This is a genomic window from Micromonospora sp. B006, from assembly GCF_003408515.1.
Classification (GTDB): domain Bacteria; phylum Actinomycetota; class Actinomycetes; order Mycobacteriales; family Micromonosporaceae; genus Micromonospora; species Micromonospora echinospora_A.
The window spans coordinates 2,645,313-2,660,418 of record NZ_CP030865.1 but is presented as its reverse complement, the minus strand read 5'-3'; the positions used below and the strand labels follow the sequence as shown (position 1 = coordinate 2,660,418).

Sequence of the window (15,106 nt, the reverse complement as noted above, 5' to 3'; positions counted from 1 at the left end):
GCGCGAGGAGTGAGCCGGGTTTGCGAGCCCCGCAGTCGCGAACGAGGACGGCACCGTGACCGCCCGGGCCGTGGTGACGGGCATCGGCGTGGTCGCGCCCAGCGGCGTCGGCGCCGAGGCGCACTGGAACACCGTGCTGGCCGGCACCCGGCGTACCGGGCCGATCACGCTGTTCGACCCGGAGCGGTATCCGACCCGGGTGGCCGGGGAGGTGGCCGGCTTCGACCCGGCCGGGTCCAGCGACACCCGGCAGCGGGTGCAGACCGACAGGTGGACCCACCTCGGCTTCGCCGCCACCAAGCTGGCGCTGGCTGACGCCGGGCTGCCCGAGGTGTCACCGGACCCGTACAAGTGGGCGGTCACGCTCGCCAGCTCCTCGGGCGGCAACCTGTTCGGGCAGCGGGAGCTGCAACGGCTCTGGGGCGGGCCGACCCGCACCGTCGGGGCGTACCAGTCGATCGCCTGGTTCTACGCGGCCAGCGTCGGGCAGCTGTCGATCCGCCACCAGTTCAAGGGGCCGTCCGGGGTGACCGTCTCCGAGTCGGCCGGCGGGCTGGACAGCCTGGCGCACGCGGTGCGCACCGTCCGCCGGGGTACGCCCGTGGTCATCGCCGGGGCCACCGAGTGCCCGCTGAGCCCGTACGCGCTCGCCTGCCAGCTGCGTTCCGGCCTGCTCAGCGACGTGGCCGACCCGGAGCGGGCGTACCGGCCGTTCGACGTCGCGGCCAGCGGCTACGTGCCGGCCGAGGGCGGCGCGGTCTTCGTGGTCGAGGAGCTGGGCCACGCGCTGGCCCGGGGCGCCCGCGTCTACGGCGAGATCACCGGCTGGGCCGCCACCCACGACGCCGCGCCCACCGACCCGGCCGTCGGCCCGGACCCGGCCCACTACGCCCGCGCGATGCGGCTGGCGCTGGAACGCGCCGCGGTACGCCCGCACGACGTGGACGTGATCTGGCCGGACGCGCTCGGAGTGCCCGCGTACGACCGGTCCGAGGCCGACGCGCTGCGCGCCGTGTTCGGTGCCCGGACCCCGCCGGTGACCACCCAGAAGCCGCTGACCGGCCGCGCCCATCAGGGCGGGTCGGCGCTGGACGCGGCCACCGCGCTGCTGGCGTTCCGCCGGGGGATGCTGCCCGCCTCCGCCGGCCCGGAGGAGCCGGCGCCCGGCTGCGAGCTGACGTTCCTGCGGCAGCCACGCCCGCCGCGCAGCCGGATCGCGCTGGTCGGGGCGCGCGGCTTCGACGGCTTCAACAGCGCGCTGGTGCTGCGCGGCGCCGCGCCCCCACCGGCGGGTGACCGCTGACCGTCACGACGGCCGGGCCAGGTAGGCGGTCTTCGCGTCGCCGGAGAACCCGCAGGCCAGGTAGAAGGCGTGGGTCGCGGGCGAGCGTGACCCGGTCATGAGCATCGCCTTGTAGCAGCCCGCGTCCCAGGCGGCCCGCAGCGTGCCGGCCATGATCTGCCTGCCCAGGCCGGCGCCGCGCCGCGACTCGTCGACCACCACGTTCTCGACGACCGCGTAGGGCGACGCCGACCGGCTCAGGTTGGGGATCACGTTGAGGTACGTGGTGGCGACGACCGCGCCGTCCAGTTCGAGCACGAACAGGTGCAGCCCTTCGGTGGACAGGATCCGCGCGAAGGCCCGTTCGTCGGAGCCGTCGCCGAGGTGCGGGTCGTCCGGGTTCAGTTGCCGGTAGAGGCGGATGACCGAGGTGAAGTCGTCGGGCCGGGCCGTACGGAACATAACGGGAGCGTAGTCGCCCGCCGTCCGCGCGGGGGGCCGCGCGCACAGCATGCGGCGGCCGGCGGGCTACCTTGCCGGCGTGCCCCGATCCTGCCTGTCCGATCGAGCCTGAGCAATCCACCCAGCCGCCGTTTTGGATCTAGCCATTTGCATCTGGCGATGCGGAGAAGGGGCGTCGTAGGGTTCCGTCCGTACCCGAACGACGTACCCGCTGGGCGGATCCGCCCAGTTCCTCAGTGGAAGTGGCTGGTCGTGACTGCACATCCCGTGGCGGAAGACCCTGCCTCGACGGTGGACTGGGTGGACGACATCCTCCTCACCGGACGCGACACCGACATCTGTCTCCGCCTGCCCGAGCCGGTCGACAAGGGCACGCTGTGCCGGCTCGTCGGCGAGGCGCAGAACCGGCTGACCGAGGCCGGGCTGCGCGCCGGAGGCGCCGCCGCGCTGCGCCTGCCGCCCTCGCTGGCGTACGTGGCGCACCTGCTCGCCACCTGGCGTACCGGGGCCCAGGCGGTGCTGCTCGACCACCGGCTCACCGACCACGAGGTCGACCAGGCCCTGCGCCGGCTCAGCCCGCAGGTGGTGGTCGCGCCGGTGCGTTCCGGCGGCGGTGCGCTGCGGATCTTCGTCGACGTCACCGCCGGGGTGAGCGCCTACTCCGACCGCACGGCGGGCAGCCCGCACGCGGTGATCCAGCTCAGCTCCGGCTCCACCGGGCCGTCCAAGGTGATCGGCCGCACCGCCGCCGACCTGGTCGCCGAGGTGCACCGCTACACCCGCATCGACGGCGTCGCGCTGCCCGGCGAACGGATCATCCTGCTGCCCAGCATGGTGCACGTGCTCGGCCTGGTCGGCGGCCTGCTCTACGGGCTGCACGCGGGCGTCGAGCTGTGCCCGCCGGAGCGGCTCAGCGGCGACGCGATCCTCGCCGCCGTCGCCGCCCAGGACACCCCGGCCACGGTGCTCGGCGTGCCGTTCCACATCGGGCTGCTCGCCTCCACCACACCGGCCGGGCCGCTGCCCCAGCTCAAGCGCATGACCACCGGCGGCGAGCTGGTGAGCGCCGCAGTGGCGAACGCGTTCATCGACCGCTACGGCGTGCCGCTGGGCAACATGTACGGGATGACCGAGGTCGGCGTCATCGGCACCGACCTGTACGGGCGGCACCGGCCCGCCATCGCGCCGGCCCCCGGCATCCGCGTCCGCGAGCAGGACGGCGAGCTGTGGGTGAGCTGCCCGGACAACCCGTACGTGGGGCTGGCCGACCCGACCCGCTGGTCCGACGGCTGGCTGCACACCCGCGACGCCGGGGTGGTCGACCCGGACACCGGTCTGGTCACCATCAAGGGCCGGCTCGACTCGCAGGTGTCGGTGGGCGGCCTGAAGGTCGACCTGACCGAGGTGGAGGCCACTGTGGCCGGGCTGCCCGGCGTCACCGCCGCGGTGGTGGTCTGGGACGACGGCATCACCGCGTACGTCCAGACCGACGGCTCGCTGACCGAGGAGACGCTCGACAAGCTGATCGCCGAGCGGCTGGCCGGATTCAAGCGTCCCCGCACGCTGCGTCTGCTCGACCAGATGCCGCGCACCACCACCGGAAAGCTGGTCCGGTCGGTCCCGGCCCTGCGGGACGCCGCCTCGTGACCGGCCCGCTGTCCGAGCACCACTGGCCGCCCGCCGGGCGTCCGGCCCACCCCGATTCCCACCCCGGTCCGGCCGGGCAACGCGCCACCAGCGCGCCCGAGCCCGCACCGCGTCAGCGTCCGCTGACCGCCGGTGACCCCGGACCACACGCACGCGGTGTCCCGACCGGGCACCGTCAGCTGGTTCACGGAAATGAGGTCTGAATCCATGCGAGACGAGGTCCGCACCTTCGTCGTCGAGCAGCTCGCCGACATGAACTACGACGTGGAGGAGCTCGACGACGACACCACGCTCGGCCCTTCCGGCGTCGACCTGGAGTCGCTGGCCCTGGCCGACCTCGCGGTCCGCGTCGAGGACCGGTACGGCCTGAAGTTCGCCGACGACGAGTCGGAGAAGCTGGCGTTGATGACGGTCGGCGAGTTCATCACGATGGTCGCCGACCGGGTGGCCGCGAACAGCGACAAGTCCTGATGTCCGGTCAGCCCGACCTGGGGCGAGCTGACCTGGTGAGCATGCTCGCCGAACTGACCGCGAAGCCCGTCGACCAGGTGCCGGACCGGCTCGGCTCGATGGAGCTGGCCTGGCTGGTGCACATGGTCGAGCAACGCTACGACCGCCGGCTGGACCTGAGCGACGACCAGCTCGCCGGCATCCGTACCGTCGACGACGCGCTAGCGGTGTTCCGCGGCTCGCTGACCGCACCCGCAGATGGCTGAGCGGGAAACCGTACGGATCACCGGCACGTACGCGCTCAGCGCCCTCGGCAGGGGCGCGGACGCGCTGCTGGCCGGGGTGCTCACCGGCGCCCCGGCGTTCGCGCCGGTGCGCCGTTTCGACACCACCGGCCGCCGGGTCACCGTGGCGGCCACAGTGCCGGACGTCGGCACGCTCGCCGACGAGCTGGCCGACGCCGTCGACTCCGCCGCCCGGGCTGCCGGGCTGGACCGGGCCGGGCGCGCCGAGTCGGCGCTGTTCCTGGCCACCCACGGCGGGCCGCACTCGCTGCCCGTACCCGAGGGGCGGGACGCGCCGACGGTGCCGGCGCTGGCCGGTCACCTGGCCGGGCGGTGCGGCCTGGGCGGGCGGACCCGGGTCTACACCACCGCGTGCGTGTCGGCGAGCAGCGCGGTCGCCGACGCCGCCGCGCTGATCCGCCGGGGCGACCTGGACCGGGTCGTGGTCGCGGCCGGCTACCTGGTCGAACCGGACCAGTACGCGCTGTTCGACGCCGGGCGGGCGCTCGCCGCCGACGGCGCGGTACGCCCGTTCAGCGCCGGCCGCAAGGGCCTGCTGCTGGGCGACGGGGTGGCCGCCGTGGTGCTGGAGTCGGCGGGGGCCGCCGCCCGGCGGGGAGCCGGGACGGTGGCGACGGTGGCCGGGTGGGGGCGGGCGGGGGACGCGTACCACGCGTGCCAGCCGCACCCGGAAGGGCTGGGGCTGGCCCGGGCGGTCGAGGCGGCGCTGCGCCGCGGCGGGCTGCCCCCGGACGCGATCGGCTATGTCAACGCCAACGCCACCGGCACCCCGTTCAGCGACGCCTCTGAGGCGGCGGCGCTGATCCGGGTGTTCGGCGACGGCGCCGGGCGGCTGCCGGTCAGCTCCACCAAGTCGGTGCACGGGCACGCGCTGGAGGCGTCCGGGCTGCTGGAACTGCTGGTCACCGTGCTGGCCCTGCGGCACGGCAAGCTGCCGGTCACCGCCGGCTGGCTCGGCCCCGACCCGCAGTGCCCGCTGGACGTCATCCGTGACGCCCCGCGCCCCGCGCGCACCGAGCACGCGCTGACCCTCAACGCCGCCTTCGGCGGCGCCAACACGGCCCTCCTGGTGAGCGCCGCATGACCGCCCCCACCCCCCACCCCGACTCCCCGCGATCTTGCACTCATGGCCCCGGCGAATCGGGCACAACGCCCGCCGAGAGGGCACCAACCGCAAGATCGCGCAGCCAGGCGGAGGCGCGGTGGCCCGAGGACGGGGACGCGGGGCCGGCGGGGGTGCCGGGGTTCGTGCACTCGGCGTTCGCGCCGCTGGTGGTGGCGGTCGCCGAGCGGTGTCTCGCGCGGCGGTACGGCACCGGGCCGCTGCCGCCGGGCAACGCGACGGCTGTGGTGCTGGTCAGCGCGGGCGGGGACACGGCCAGCGCGGCGCACGTAAGGGCCGCGGTGGCCGCCGGTGACCGGATCGGGCCGCTGTTCTTCTTCCAGTCCGTGCCGAACAGCGTGGCCGGGCACGTCGCGGCGCGCTGGGGACTGGACGGGCCGGTGGTGTGCCTGAGCCCGACCGGCGACGCGCGGGCCGAGGGGGAGGCCGAGGCGGACCTGCTGCTGTACGACGGCGACGCCGCACAGGCGTTGCTGATCCTGATCGAACTGGCACCGGACGGTACGCCGGGCGAGGCGACCGCGGTGCTGCTGGGGGAGGGGACACGTCAATGAGGACGAAGGGACTGCGCGGCGCGCTCGCGGCCGACGCGGAACTGGGCGCGGGCAACGTGCTCGCCCGGGTGCTGGCCCACGGCGCCGACCCGGACGGGCCGGGGCTCACGTTCGACACCGAGATCGACGGCCACCCGGCCGAGACTCCGCTGACCCTGGGCCGACTCGACCGGATGGTCGCCGCCCGGGCGGCCTGGCTGCACGAACGCGGGGTGAAGCCCCGCGACCCGGTCGCGGTCTGGGCCGGCACGGCCGCCGACATGGTGCTGTCGTTCCTGGCGCTGACCCGCCTCGGCGCCATCCCGGCGCTGATGAACGGCAGGCTGCGTCCCGAGATCGCCGCCGAGTACATCCGCCGGCTGCGCGCCGCCGGGGTGCTCGCCGACGCCGCGCACGCCGAGGCGCTGGCCGGGCACGACCTGGGCGCGCCGATGCTCGGCGAACCCGCGCAGGCCGGGACCGGCGACCCGGACGCCGCGCCGGCGCACTACCGGCACCACCAGGACGACCCGATCGTCATCACCCACACCTCCGGCACCACCGGCGTGCCGAAGGCGGTGCTGCACTCGCACGCCAGCCTGTTCGCCGCCACCCGGCACCTGCTGTCCATGCCGCAGGCGCAGGGCACCACGCGCATCCTCAACGCGCTGCCCGCCCCGCACACCGCCACGGTGCTCATGGTCAACCAGGCGCTGGGCAACCGGGCGGAGATGTTCCTGCTCTCCGAGCAGGGCGGCGAGCGTGTGCTCGACGCGATCCAGCGGTGGCGTCCCGACGGCGTGTTCGGCTTCTCGGTCACCTGGGCCGAGCTGGCCCGCTTCGACCTGTCCGGCTACGACCTGGACTCGGTGCGGCTGTGGTTCAACACCGGCGACTGCTCGCACGAGCCGCACGTCCGGCGGCTGGTCGCTGTCGGCTCCCGGGACGTGGTGACCCGCAGCGGCGTGACCCGGGTACCCGGGTCGGCGTTCATCGACGGCCTGGGCTCCAGCGAGATGGGCCACTCGATGTTCCACATCACCCACACCACCGACACCGACAGGTACGGCCGCTGCGTCGGCCGCCCGTACCGGTTCGCCACGGTCGCCGTGCTCGACACCGAGGGCAACGAGCTGCCGCCCGGGCAGGTCGGCTGGCTGGGCATCGACTCGCCGTCGCTGTTCCGCGGCTACTGGAACGACTCGGTCACCACCTACCGGTTCCGGCTGCGCGGCTGGTACCTCACCGGCGACCTGGTGTACGCCGACGACGACGGCCGCTACTACCACCTGGACCGGGCGGTCGACTCGGTCGAGGCGGGCGACGGGAAGTGGTTCTTCACCGCGCTGTCCGAGGAACGCATCCTCGCCGCCTGCGCCGACGTGACCGACTGCACCGTGGTGATCGTCAAGGCGGACGACGGCACCGTCACCACCGACGTGCTGCTGGAACTGGCCGCCGGGGCCGACCCGGACGCGGACCGCACCGAGCGGGTCCGTGCCGCGCTCGGCCCGGACGTGGCAGCCACGCTGCGCCGGATCGTTCCGGTACGCGCCGACGACATCCCGGTCACCGTTACCGGCAAGGTCCGCAAGGTGGCGCTGCGCGAGCGCTACCTGACCGAGGCGCCGTCGTGACCGCCGTCGTCACCGGCATGGGCCTGTTCACCCCGGCCGGGCGCGGCGTGGCGGACACGTTCGACGCGCTGCTCACCGGCCGCTCCGGGCTGCGCCGCCCGCCCGAGGGACACCCGGCGGCGGGCAGCCTTGAGGTGGCCGGCGTGCTGCCGGACATCGACCCGCGCAGCGTCGCCTCCGGCCCGGAGACGAAGGTGCTCGACCGGGTGGTGCTGCTGGCCCTGATCACCGCCGCCGAGGCGCTCGCCGACGCCGGCATCGAGGTGGGCCGCGACGTCGACCCGGAGCGCATCGCGGTGATCGTCGGCGGCGTCGGCGGGATGTCCACGCTGGAGGGCCAGGTGCTGGCGCGGGCCGCCCGCGGCCGGGCGGCGGTCAGCCCGTACCTGCTCACCGGGATCCTGCCGAACATGCCCTCGGCGCGGATCGCCATCGCGCACGGCATCCGCGGCTACAGCTCGTCGGTCGGCACGGCCTGCGCCTCCGGCGCCCAGGCCGTCGCCGACGGGGTACGCCTCATCCGCTCCGGCGAGGCCGACGTGGTGGTGTGCGGGGCGAGCGAGGCGCCGCTGTTCGGCACGTTCGCCGACACGTTCGGCAACGCCCGGGCGCTGGCCCGGGGCTGGGACGAGCCCACCGAGGCGAGCCGCCCGTTCGACAAGCGGCGCAACGGGTTCGTGCTGGCCGAGGGCGCGGCGCTGCTGGTGCTGGAGCGCGCCGGGCACGCCGACGGACGGGGTGTGCGCGGCTACGCCGAGGTCGCCGGTTTCGGGGCGAACACCGACGCGTACCACCCGACCGCGCCGCGCCCGGACGGCGCGGGAGCGGCCGCGTGCATGCGCCGGGCGCTCGCCGCCGGCGGGATCGGGCCGGCCGACGTCGGGTACGTCAACGCGCACGGCACCGGCACCAAGCTCGGCGACGTCGCCGAGACCACCGCGCTGGCCGAGGTGTTCGGCCTCGGCGGCGTCCCGGTCAGCTCCACCAAGGCGCTCACCGGGCACCTGCTCGGCGCGTCAGGGGTGCTGGAGGCCGCCGCCACCGCGCTGGCGCTCGACAGCGGCCTGCTGCCGCCCACCTACCACCTGGACGACCCGGACCCGGAGTGCGAGGCGGACCACGTCCGCGCCGTGCCCCGGCCCACCCGGGCCGACCACGCGCTGACGAACTCGTTCGGGTTCGGCGGCCAGAACGTCAGCCTGCTCCTGCGCCGGCTCTCCGGGCCGGCCCGCCGGACCGCCACCCCGGCTGCGGACTGACCGGACTCCAATCCCGGGCGTCGTCCGGGTCGCGATCACGGGGGGAACAGGGGAAGCCCATGACCATCAACGGGATAGATCATCTCGAACTGTACGTGGGAGACGCCCGGCAGGCGGCCTTCTACTTCGACAACGCCGTCGGTTTCCGGCTGCGCGGGCAGGGCGGGCCGGAGACCGGGCTGGACGGGCAGCGCTCGCTGCTGCTGGCCCAGGCCGGCATCCGGCTGCTGCTGACCACCGGACTGTCCGCCGAGCACCCGGCGGCCACGTACGTGCACCGGCACGGCGACGGCATCGCCGTGGTGGCGCTCGCCGTCGACGACGCCGCCGGGGCGTACGCGGAACTGGTGGAACGCGGCGCGACAGCGGTGAGCCCGCCGCGCACCTTCACCGGCGCGGACGCCGAGGTGGTGGTCGCCGAGGTGGGCGGCTTCGGCGACGTCGTGCACCGCCTCGTCGAGCGGCGCGGCGACCCGGAGGTGTTCCTGCCCGGCGCGATCGAGCCGGTGGGCGCGCCGGACGGGGACTCGCTGCTGGCCGAGGTGGACCACCTGGCCATCTGCGTGCCGCCGGGGCAGCTCGACGAGACGGTCGCGCACTACGAGAAGGTGTTCGGCTTCGCCGACATCTTCACCGAGCACATCGAGGTCGCCGGCCAGGCGATGAACTCCAAGGTGGTGCAGAGCCCTTCCGGGACTGTCACGTTCGTCCTGCTGGAGCCGGACACCGGCGCCCGGCCGGGGCAGATCGAGGACTTCCTGCGCTGGCACGCCGGCGCCGGGGTGCAGCACCTGGGGCTGCGCACCGACGACATCGTCACCGCCGTCGGCGCGCTCGCCGGCCGGGGCGTGCGGTTCGCCAGCACCCCCGGCGCGTACTACGACGGCCTGGAGCAGCGGGTCGGCCGCCTCGACGCGCCGGTGGACCGGCTGCGCGAGCTGAGCATCCTCGTCGACTCCGACCACGACGGGCAGCTGCTGCAGATCTTCACCGAGTCGATGCACGTGCGCCGGACCCTCTTCCTCGAACTCATCGAGCGACGCGGGGCGCGCACCTTCGGCAGCGGCAACATCAAGGCGCTCTACGAGGCCAAGGAACGCGAGCTGGCCGCGGCGGGGGCGACCCCCGGCGTCGCGGCCGGAGGGGTAAGCGCATGAGTGAACGCACCGAGCGAAGCGAGGGCCGTGAGGTCATGCCCGGCCGGCACGGCATGACCACCATCGATCCCGGGCTGACCGCCGAGGAGGAGGCGCTGCTTCCCTCCGACGAGGACGTCCGGCACTACGCCGAGCACGGCTGGTACCTGTCGAAGAAGCTGCTCACCGACGACGAGGTGGACGAACTGGTCGCCGCCACCGACAGCTACTACGCCGGGGAACGCGACCGGCGGCTGCCGGTCCGGCCGCCGAAGCTGGCCTACTGGGAGCCGGCCAAGGGTGACGTGCAGCGGCACAACGACTACGTCCACCACGAGCACGACGGCATCGCGCGCATCCTGCGCAAGCCGCTGATCGGCGCGGTCGCCGCCCGGCTGGCCCGGGCCGTCGAGATCCGCATCTTCCAGTCCACGCTGATCTGGAAGCCGCCGATCGCCGGTGAGCCGTCGAACATCGTGCCGTGGCACTTCGACAAGCACTACTGGGCGTCCTCGTCGTCGGAGAACATGCTCACCGCGTTCATCCCGTTCCACGACTGCGGCGAGGAGATGGGCACCATCACCATGGTCGACGGCTCCCACCGCTGGCGGGAGATCGGCGCCGACGACACCGTGGTGCGGCACTTCGCCGACCGGGACCGTGACCAGCTCGAGGCGATGCTCGCCGAGAACGCGGCGTACAACGGGGCAACGATCCGCAAGATCCCCATGGTGATCCCCAAGGGGCACATGAGTTTCCACCACTGCCGCACCTACCACGGCAGCGGTGCGAACGTCAGCGGTCGGCCCCGCCGGGCCATCTCGCTGCACCTGCAGGACGGCGACAACGCCTGGCGGGAGTACCCGCTCTCCGACGGCACGCTCGCCGCGTACAACCACGACGTGCTGGTCCGCCGCACCCACGAGGGCCGGCCGGACTACGCGGACCCCGATTACTGCCCGGTCATCTGGCGCGACCGCGCCCAGCAGGGAGGCTGACAATGTCACGGTACGACTGGGGAAAGACGCACCCGGGCATCGAGCGGCTGGAGCGGGCGGTGACCGAACGCCGCGACGTGGTGGTCAAGCACCCGCTCTACGCCAACCTCGACACCCACGACGCGCTCGTCACGTTCATGGAGCACCACGTCTTCGCGGTGTGGGACTTCATGTCGCTGCTGAAGTCGTTGCAGCGGCAGCTGACCTGCGTCACGGTCCCGTGGATCCCGACCGGCCCGACCGGCAGCCGCCGCCTGATCAACGACATCGTCATGGTTGAGGAGAGCGACGAGCTGGGCGACGGCTACATCAGCCACTTCGAGCTGTACGTGCAGGGCATGACCGAGGCCGGCGCCGACACCACGGCCGTGAACAAGCTCGTCGATCTGCTGCGCGACGGCACCCCGGTCACCGAGGCGCTCGGCGCGGCGGGCGTCCCCGCGGCGTCGGCCGCGTTCGCCGGCACCACCTGGCGGATCATCGAGACCACCCCGGTGCACTGCCAGGCGGCGGCGTTCGCATTCGGCCGCGAGGACCTGATCCCGGAGATGTTCACCCAGGTCGTCGCCGTCAACGAGCGCAGCAACCGGCTCAACAAGTTCGTCGACTACCTGGAGCGGCACATCGAGGTCGACGGGGAGCAGCACACCCCGATGGCCATGCAGATGCTGGCCGACCTGTGCGGCGACGACGACACGAAGTGGCAGGAGTGCGCCGACACGGTGAACGCCGCGCTGGCCGCCCGGGCCCGCCTCTGGGACGACATCCTCGCTGCCGTCAAGGAGGGCCGTCCGGCGTGACCGGCTCCGACCCGCTCCGGCTCTACCGGACGGTCCGGCTGATCCGCCGCTTCGAGGAGCGCGCGATCGAGCTGGTCCGCGCCGGGGAGATCGTCGGTGGCATCCACCCGTACCTCGGTCAGGAGGGGATCGCCACCGGCGTCTGCGCGGCGCTGGACCGCGAGGACCTGGTCACCGGCACCCACCGCGGGCACGGGCACGTGCTGGCGAAGGGCGCCGACCCGGCCCGGATGCTGGCCGAGCTGTGCGGCCGGGTCACCGGCCTCAACCGGGGCCGGGGCGGGTCGATGCACGCCGCCGATTTCGGCGTCGGCGTCCTGGGCGCCAACGCCATCGTCGGAGCCGCCGGCGCGATCCTCACCGGAGCGGTGTGGGAGCGCCGGCGGCGTGGCGCCGACATCGTCGGCGCCACCTTCTTCGGCGACGGCGCGGTCAACGAGGGCATGCTCCTGGAGGCGTTCAACCTGGCCGCGCTCTGGCGGGTGCCGGTGCTGTTCGTCTGCGAGAACAACGGCTACGCCACCACCATGCCCGTCGAGGGCGCGGTCGCCGGCACCATCGCCGGGCGGGCCGCCGCCTTCGGCATGCCGGCGGCCGCCGTCGACGGACAGGACCCCGAAGCGGTACGCGAGGTCACCGCCGCCGCCGTCGCGCGGATGCGCGCCGGCGGCGGCCCCGAGCTGATCGAGGCCCGCACCTACCGCTTCGACGCCCACCACACCTTCGAACATCAGGTACGCCTCGACTACCGGCCGCCGGAGGAGGTGGCCGAGGGCCGGTCCCGCGATCCCGTCGACATCGCCGGCGCGCGGCTGGACCCGGCCGTGCGGGCCGAGGTGGACGCCGCCGTCGAGGCGGAACTGGACGCCGCCGTCGAGTTCGCGCTCGCCGGTCCGCACCCCGACCCGGCGACCGCCCTGGACCACCTGTACGCCAGCGGGCTCACCGCCCGGACCGGAGGTGGCTGATGCCCCGGCTCTCCTACCGCAGGGCGCTCACCCGGGCGCTCGCCGACGAGATGACCCGCGACGAGTCCGTCGTGGTACTCGGCGAGGACATCCGGGTGGCCGCCGCCAACGTCACCACCGGCCTGCTCAAGAAGTTCGGCCCGGAGCGGGTCCGCGACACCCCGCTGTCGGAGCAGGCGTTCACCAGCTTCGCCACCGGTGCGGCGCTGGCCGGTGCCCGCCCGGTGGTGGAGTTCCAGATCCCGTCGCTGCTGTTCCTGGTCTTCGAGCAGATCGTCAACCACGCGCACAAGTTCCCGCTGATGACCGGCGGCCAGTGCGCGGTGCCGGTCACCTACGTGGTGCCCGGCTCCGGCTCCCGCACCGGCTGGGCCGGGCAGCACTCCGACCACCCGTACGCGCTGTTCGCCCACGTCGGCGTGACCACTGTCGTACCGGCCACCCCGGCCGACGCGTACGGGCTGCTGGTCTCCGCTATCCGCTGCGACGACCCGGTGGTGGTCTTCGCCCCGGCCGGCGCCCTTGACCTGCGCGCCGACGTCACCGACCTGACACCGGTGCCGCTGGGCCGCGGAATCGTCCGCCGTCCCGGCGCCGACGTGACAGTGGTGGCGGTCGGGCACCTGGTGCATGACGCGCTCGCCGTCGCCGAGGAACTGGCCGGGCAGGCGTCGGTGGAGGTCTTCGACCCCCGCACGCTCTACCCGTTCGACTGGGACGGGCTGGTCGAGTCGGTGAGCCGCACCGGGCGGCTGGTCGTGGTCGACGACGGCAACCGCTCCTGCGGCATCGCCGGGGAGATCATCGCCACGGTGGTCGAGCGGGTGCGGCTGGCCGCGCCGCCCCGGCGCGTCACCCGCCCCGACGGCGCCGTGCTGCCCTTCGCCCCGGCCCTGGACCGGGCCGTGCAGCCCGGCCGCGACCAGCTCACCGCCGCCATCCAACTGACCCTCAAGGACGGATGAACGATGGACCCGAACTACACGTGGCCGCCACTCGGTCAGGCGTGGACCGACCTGCCCGAGTCCACCCGTACCGCGATGGTGACCACCGGGGCCGCGGCGTGGGAGAAGATCTTCCACGGCCGGGCCACGTACAACAAGCAGTGGCGGCTGGCCCGCCCGCCGGTGTTCACCGCCGACGCGTTCGGCGAGCTGAACGAGGTCTGCGACCGCATCGCCCAGCTCATCCTGGACGCCTGCCGGCGTCGCGCGCGTACCGCCGGTGAGCTGCAACGGCTCCTCGACGTGCCGGAGGGGGAGACCCGGTTGCTCGACCCGGACGAGGAGCTGCACGAGGGGCTGCTCGCCGCGTACCGGCCGGACGTGCTGTTCTCCGGCGGCGTGCCGTGCATCGTGGAGTACAACATCGACAGCAGCCTCGGCGGTGGCTTCGACGCCGACACCGTCATCCAGCGGTACGCCGAGCTGTACCGCACCCACGGCCTGCTCGACGGCGCGCGGCCCGCGCCGTCCCTGCTGGACCAGCGGTTCGCCGCCATCCGGGACACGCTCGGCCTGGCCGACGGCGCCCGGGTGGCGCTGCTGATGGACTTCGAAGCCGACTACCCGGGCCTGGACGACCCGGAGACGTTCATCCGGATCCTGTCCCCGCTGATCGACCAGGCCCGCCCGTTCGGCATCGACCTGGTCATCGCCCCGGTCGCCACCGCCGGCCTGGACGAGCAGAGCCGGCTGGTCGTCGACGGCGCCCCGGTGAACGCCCTGTTCCGGCTGTTCGTGCCGAACCGGGTCACCCCCAGCCCCGGCCTGGACGCGGTGGCCGGCGCGCTCGCCGCGGGCACACTGCCGATGTTCGTCAGCAGCGCCGCCTGGCTGCTGAGCAACAAGCTGAACTACGCGTGGCTCTGGGACGACCTGGACCTGCTCCCGGAGGCCGACCGGACGCTGATCCGCCGGTACGTGCCGCACACCGTCGCGCTCACCGCCGACCAACTCGACCGGGCGCTCGCCGAACAGGCCGACCTGGTCGCCAAGCCGGCCGGCGGGTCGGCCGGGCACGGGGTGCTCATCGGACGGGAGATGACAGCTGTGGCGTGGGCGGACGGGGTACGCGCGGCGATCGCCGAGGGCGGCAACATCCTGCAGCGCTACCACGAGGCCGACCGGGTGGCGATGGACTTCGTGCAGATCGAGACCGGTGAGACGGTCACCGCCGACGTCCCTTACAGCCTCGCCCCGTACCTGTTCGGCCGCACCGGCTCCGGCGCGCTCGCGCGGGTGGGCTACCCGGGTTGCGACGAGGTCCTCAACCTGGCCCGAGGCGTCCTCCTGACCGGCATCCTCCTAACCGACTGACCGGCCACCGCTTCCGTCCCTTCCGCTCCCCGCCCTCCACCCCAGCGCGTTGATCAAGGAGTTTGTGTCCTCACCAGGGCGCGTCACCGCCGCAAACTCCTTGGTCAACGAGGTAGATCCGGCCCGCAGGCTGGCCCTCGGCCCCCTGATCCCGCTGATCATGAAGTTAGCGGGAACAAATCGGACGC

General features: G+C 73.7%; 15 protein-coding genes. 14 read left to right on the top strand and 1 reads right to left on the bottom strand.

Features of this window, described 5'->3' with window-relative positions; genetic code table 11:
* The first annotated feature begins 55 nt into the window (after positions 1–55).
* Positions 56–1,303: a beta-ketoacyl synthase N-terminal-like domain-containing protein gene (locus MicB006_RS12690; RefSeq protein WP_116506213.1), complete on the top strand. Its 1,248-nt coding sequence runs from the start codon at positions 56–58 to the stop codon at positions 1,301–1,303.
* A gap of 3 nt (positions 1,304–1,306) precedes the next feature.
* On the opposite strand, the gene MicB006_RS12685 is transcribed toward MicB006_RS12690, so the two are convergent.
* Positions 1,307–1,744 carry an N-acetyltransferase family protein gene (locus MicB006_RS12685; RefSeq protein ID WP_370013448.1) on the bottom strand — a complete coding sequence of 146 codons (438 nt, stop codon included), beginning with the start codon at positions 1,742–1,744 and terminating at the stop codon, positions 1,307–1,309.
* Positions 1,745–2,035: 291 nt separating this feature from the next.
* Here MicB006_RS12685 and MicB006_RS12680 point away from each other — a divergent pair, with 291 nt between their 5' ends.
* From MicB006_RS12680 to MicB006_RS12620, 13 genes are all read left to right on the top strand, one after another.
* The gene (locus MicB006_RS12680; protein WP_370013480.1) at positions 2,036–3,391 is read left to right on the top strand and encodes a class I adenylate-forming enzyme family protein; all 1,356 of its coding nucleotides are present in this window, start codon (positions 2,036–2,038) and stop codon (positions 3,389–3,391) included.
* Positions 3,392–3,598: 207 nt separating this feature from the next.
* Positions 3,599–3,862 carry an acyl carrier protein gene (locus tag MicB006_RS12675; protein WP_073828442.1) on the top strand — a complete coding sequence of 88 codons (264 nt, stop codon included), beginning with the start codon at positions 3,599–3,601 and terminating at the stop codon, positions 3,860–3,862.
* Complete coding sequence (locus tag MicB006_RS12670) at positions 3,862–4,107, top strand: acyl carrier protein (protein ID WP_116506207.1); 246 nt, start codon at positions 3,862–3,864, stop codon at positions 4,105–4,107. The genes MicB006_RS12675 and MicB006_RS12670 overlap by 1 nt, the downstream gene beginning before the upstream one ends.
* Complete coding sequence (locus MicB006_RS12665; RefSeq protein ID WP_116506205.1) at positions 4,100–5,230, top strand: beta-ketoacyl synthase; 1,131 nt, start codon at positions 4,100–4,102, stop codon at positions 5,228–5,230. The genes MicB006_RS12670 and MicB006_RS12665 overlap by 8 nt, the downstream gene beginning before the upstream one ends.
* Positions 5,231–5,382: 152 nt before the next feature.
* Positions 5,383–5,823, top strand: a complete 441-nt coding sequence (locus MicB006_RS12660) for a beta-ketoacyl synthase chain length factor (protein WP_073828445.1) — start codon at positions 5,383–5,385, stop codon at positions 5,821–5,823.
* Positions 5,820–7,439 carry a class I adenylate-forming enzyme family protein gene (locus MicB006_RS12655; protein WP_116506204.1) on the top strand — a complete coding sequence of 540 codons (1,620 nt, stop codon included), beginning with the start codon at positions 5,820–5,822 and terminating at the stop codon, positions 7,437–7,439. The genes MicB006_RS12660 and MicB006_RS12655 overlap by 4 nt, the downstream gene beginning before the upstream one ends.
* Positions 7,436–8,698 carry a beta-ketoacyl synthase gene (locus MicB006_RS12650; protein ID WP_116506202.1) on the top strand — a complete coding sequence of 421 codons (1,263 nt, stop codon included), beginning with the start codon at positions 7,436–7,438 and terminating at the stop codon, positions 8,696–8,698. The genes MicB006_RS12655 and MicB006_RS12650 overlap by 4 nt, the downstream gene beginning before the upstream one ends.
* Before the next feature lie 59 nt (positions 8,699–8,757).
* The gene (hppD, locus tag MicB006_RS12645) at positions 8,758–9,855 is read left to right on the top strand and encodes a 4-hydroxyphenylpyruvate dioxygenase (protein ID WP_116506200.1); all 1,098 of its coding nucleotides are present in this window, start codon (positions 8,758–8,760) and stop codon (positions 9,853–9,855) included.
* A gap of 53 nt (positions 9,856–9,908) precedes the next feature.
* Entirely contained in the window at positions 9,909–10,832 is a 924-nt protein-coding gene (locus tag MicB006_RS12640; RefSeq protein WP_073828449.1) for a phytanoyl-CoA dioxygenase family protein, read from the top strand.
* Between the two features lie 2 nt (positions 10,833–10,834).
* Positions 10,835–11,632, top strand: coding sequence for a DUF3050 domain-containing protein (locus tag MicB006_RS12635; protein ID WP_013286631.1), 798 nt, complete (start codon positions 10,835–10,837; stop codon positions 11,630–11,632).
* Positions 11,629–12,600 carry a thiamine pyrophosphate-dependent dehydrogenase E1 component subunit alpha gene (locus MicB006_RS12630; protein WP_116506198.1) on the top strand — a complete coding sequence of 324 codons (972 nt, stop codon included), beginning with the start codon at positions 11,629–11,631 and terminating at the stop codon, positions 12,598–12,600. The genes MicB006_RS12635 and MicB006_RS12630 overlap by 4 nt, the downstream gene beginning before the upstream one ends.
* On the top strand, positions 12,600–13,565 hold the full coding sequence (locus MicB006_RS12625) for an alpha-ketoacid dehydrogenase subunit beta (RefSeq protein ID WP_116506196.1): 966 nt from the start codon (positions 12,600–12,602) through the stop codon (positions 13,563–13,565). The genes MicB006_RS12630 and MicB006_RS12625 overlap by 1 nt, the downstream gene beginning before the upstream one ends.
* A 3-nt stretch (positions 13,566–13,568) precedes the next feature.
* On the top strand, positions 13,569–14,918 hold the full coding sequence (locus MicB006_RS12620) for a hypothetical protein (RefSeq protein WP_116506194.1): 1,350 nt from the start codon (positions 13,569–13,571) through the stop codon (positions 14,916–14,918).
* The last annotated feature ends 188 nt before the right edge of the window (positions 14,919–15,106 follow it).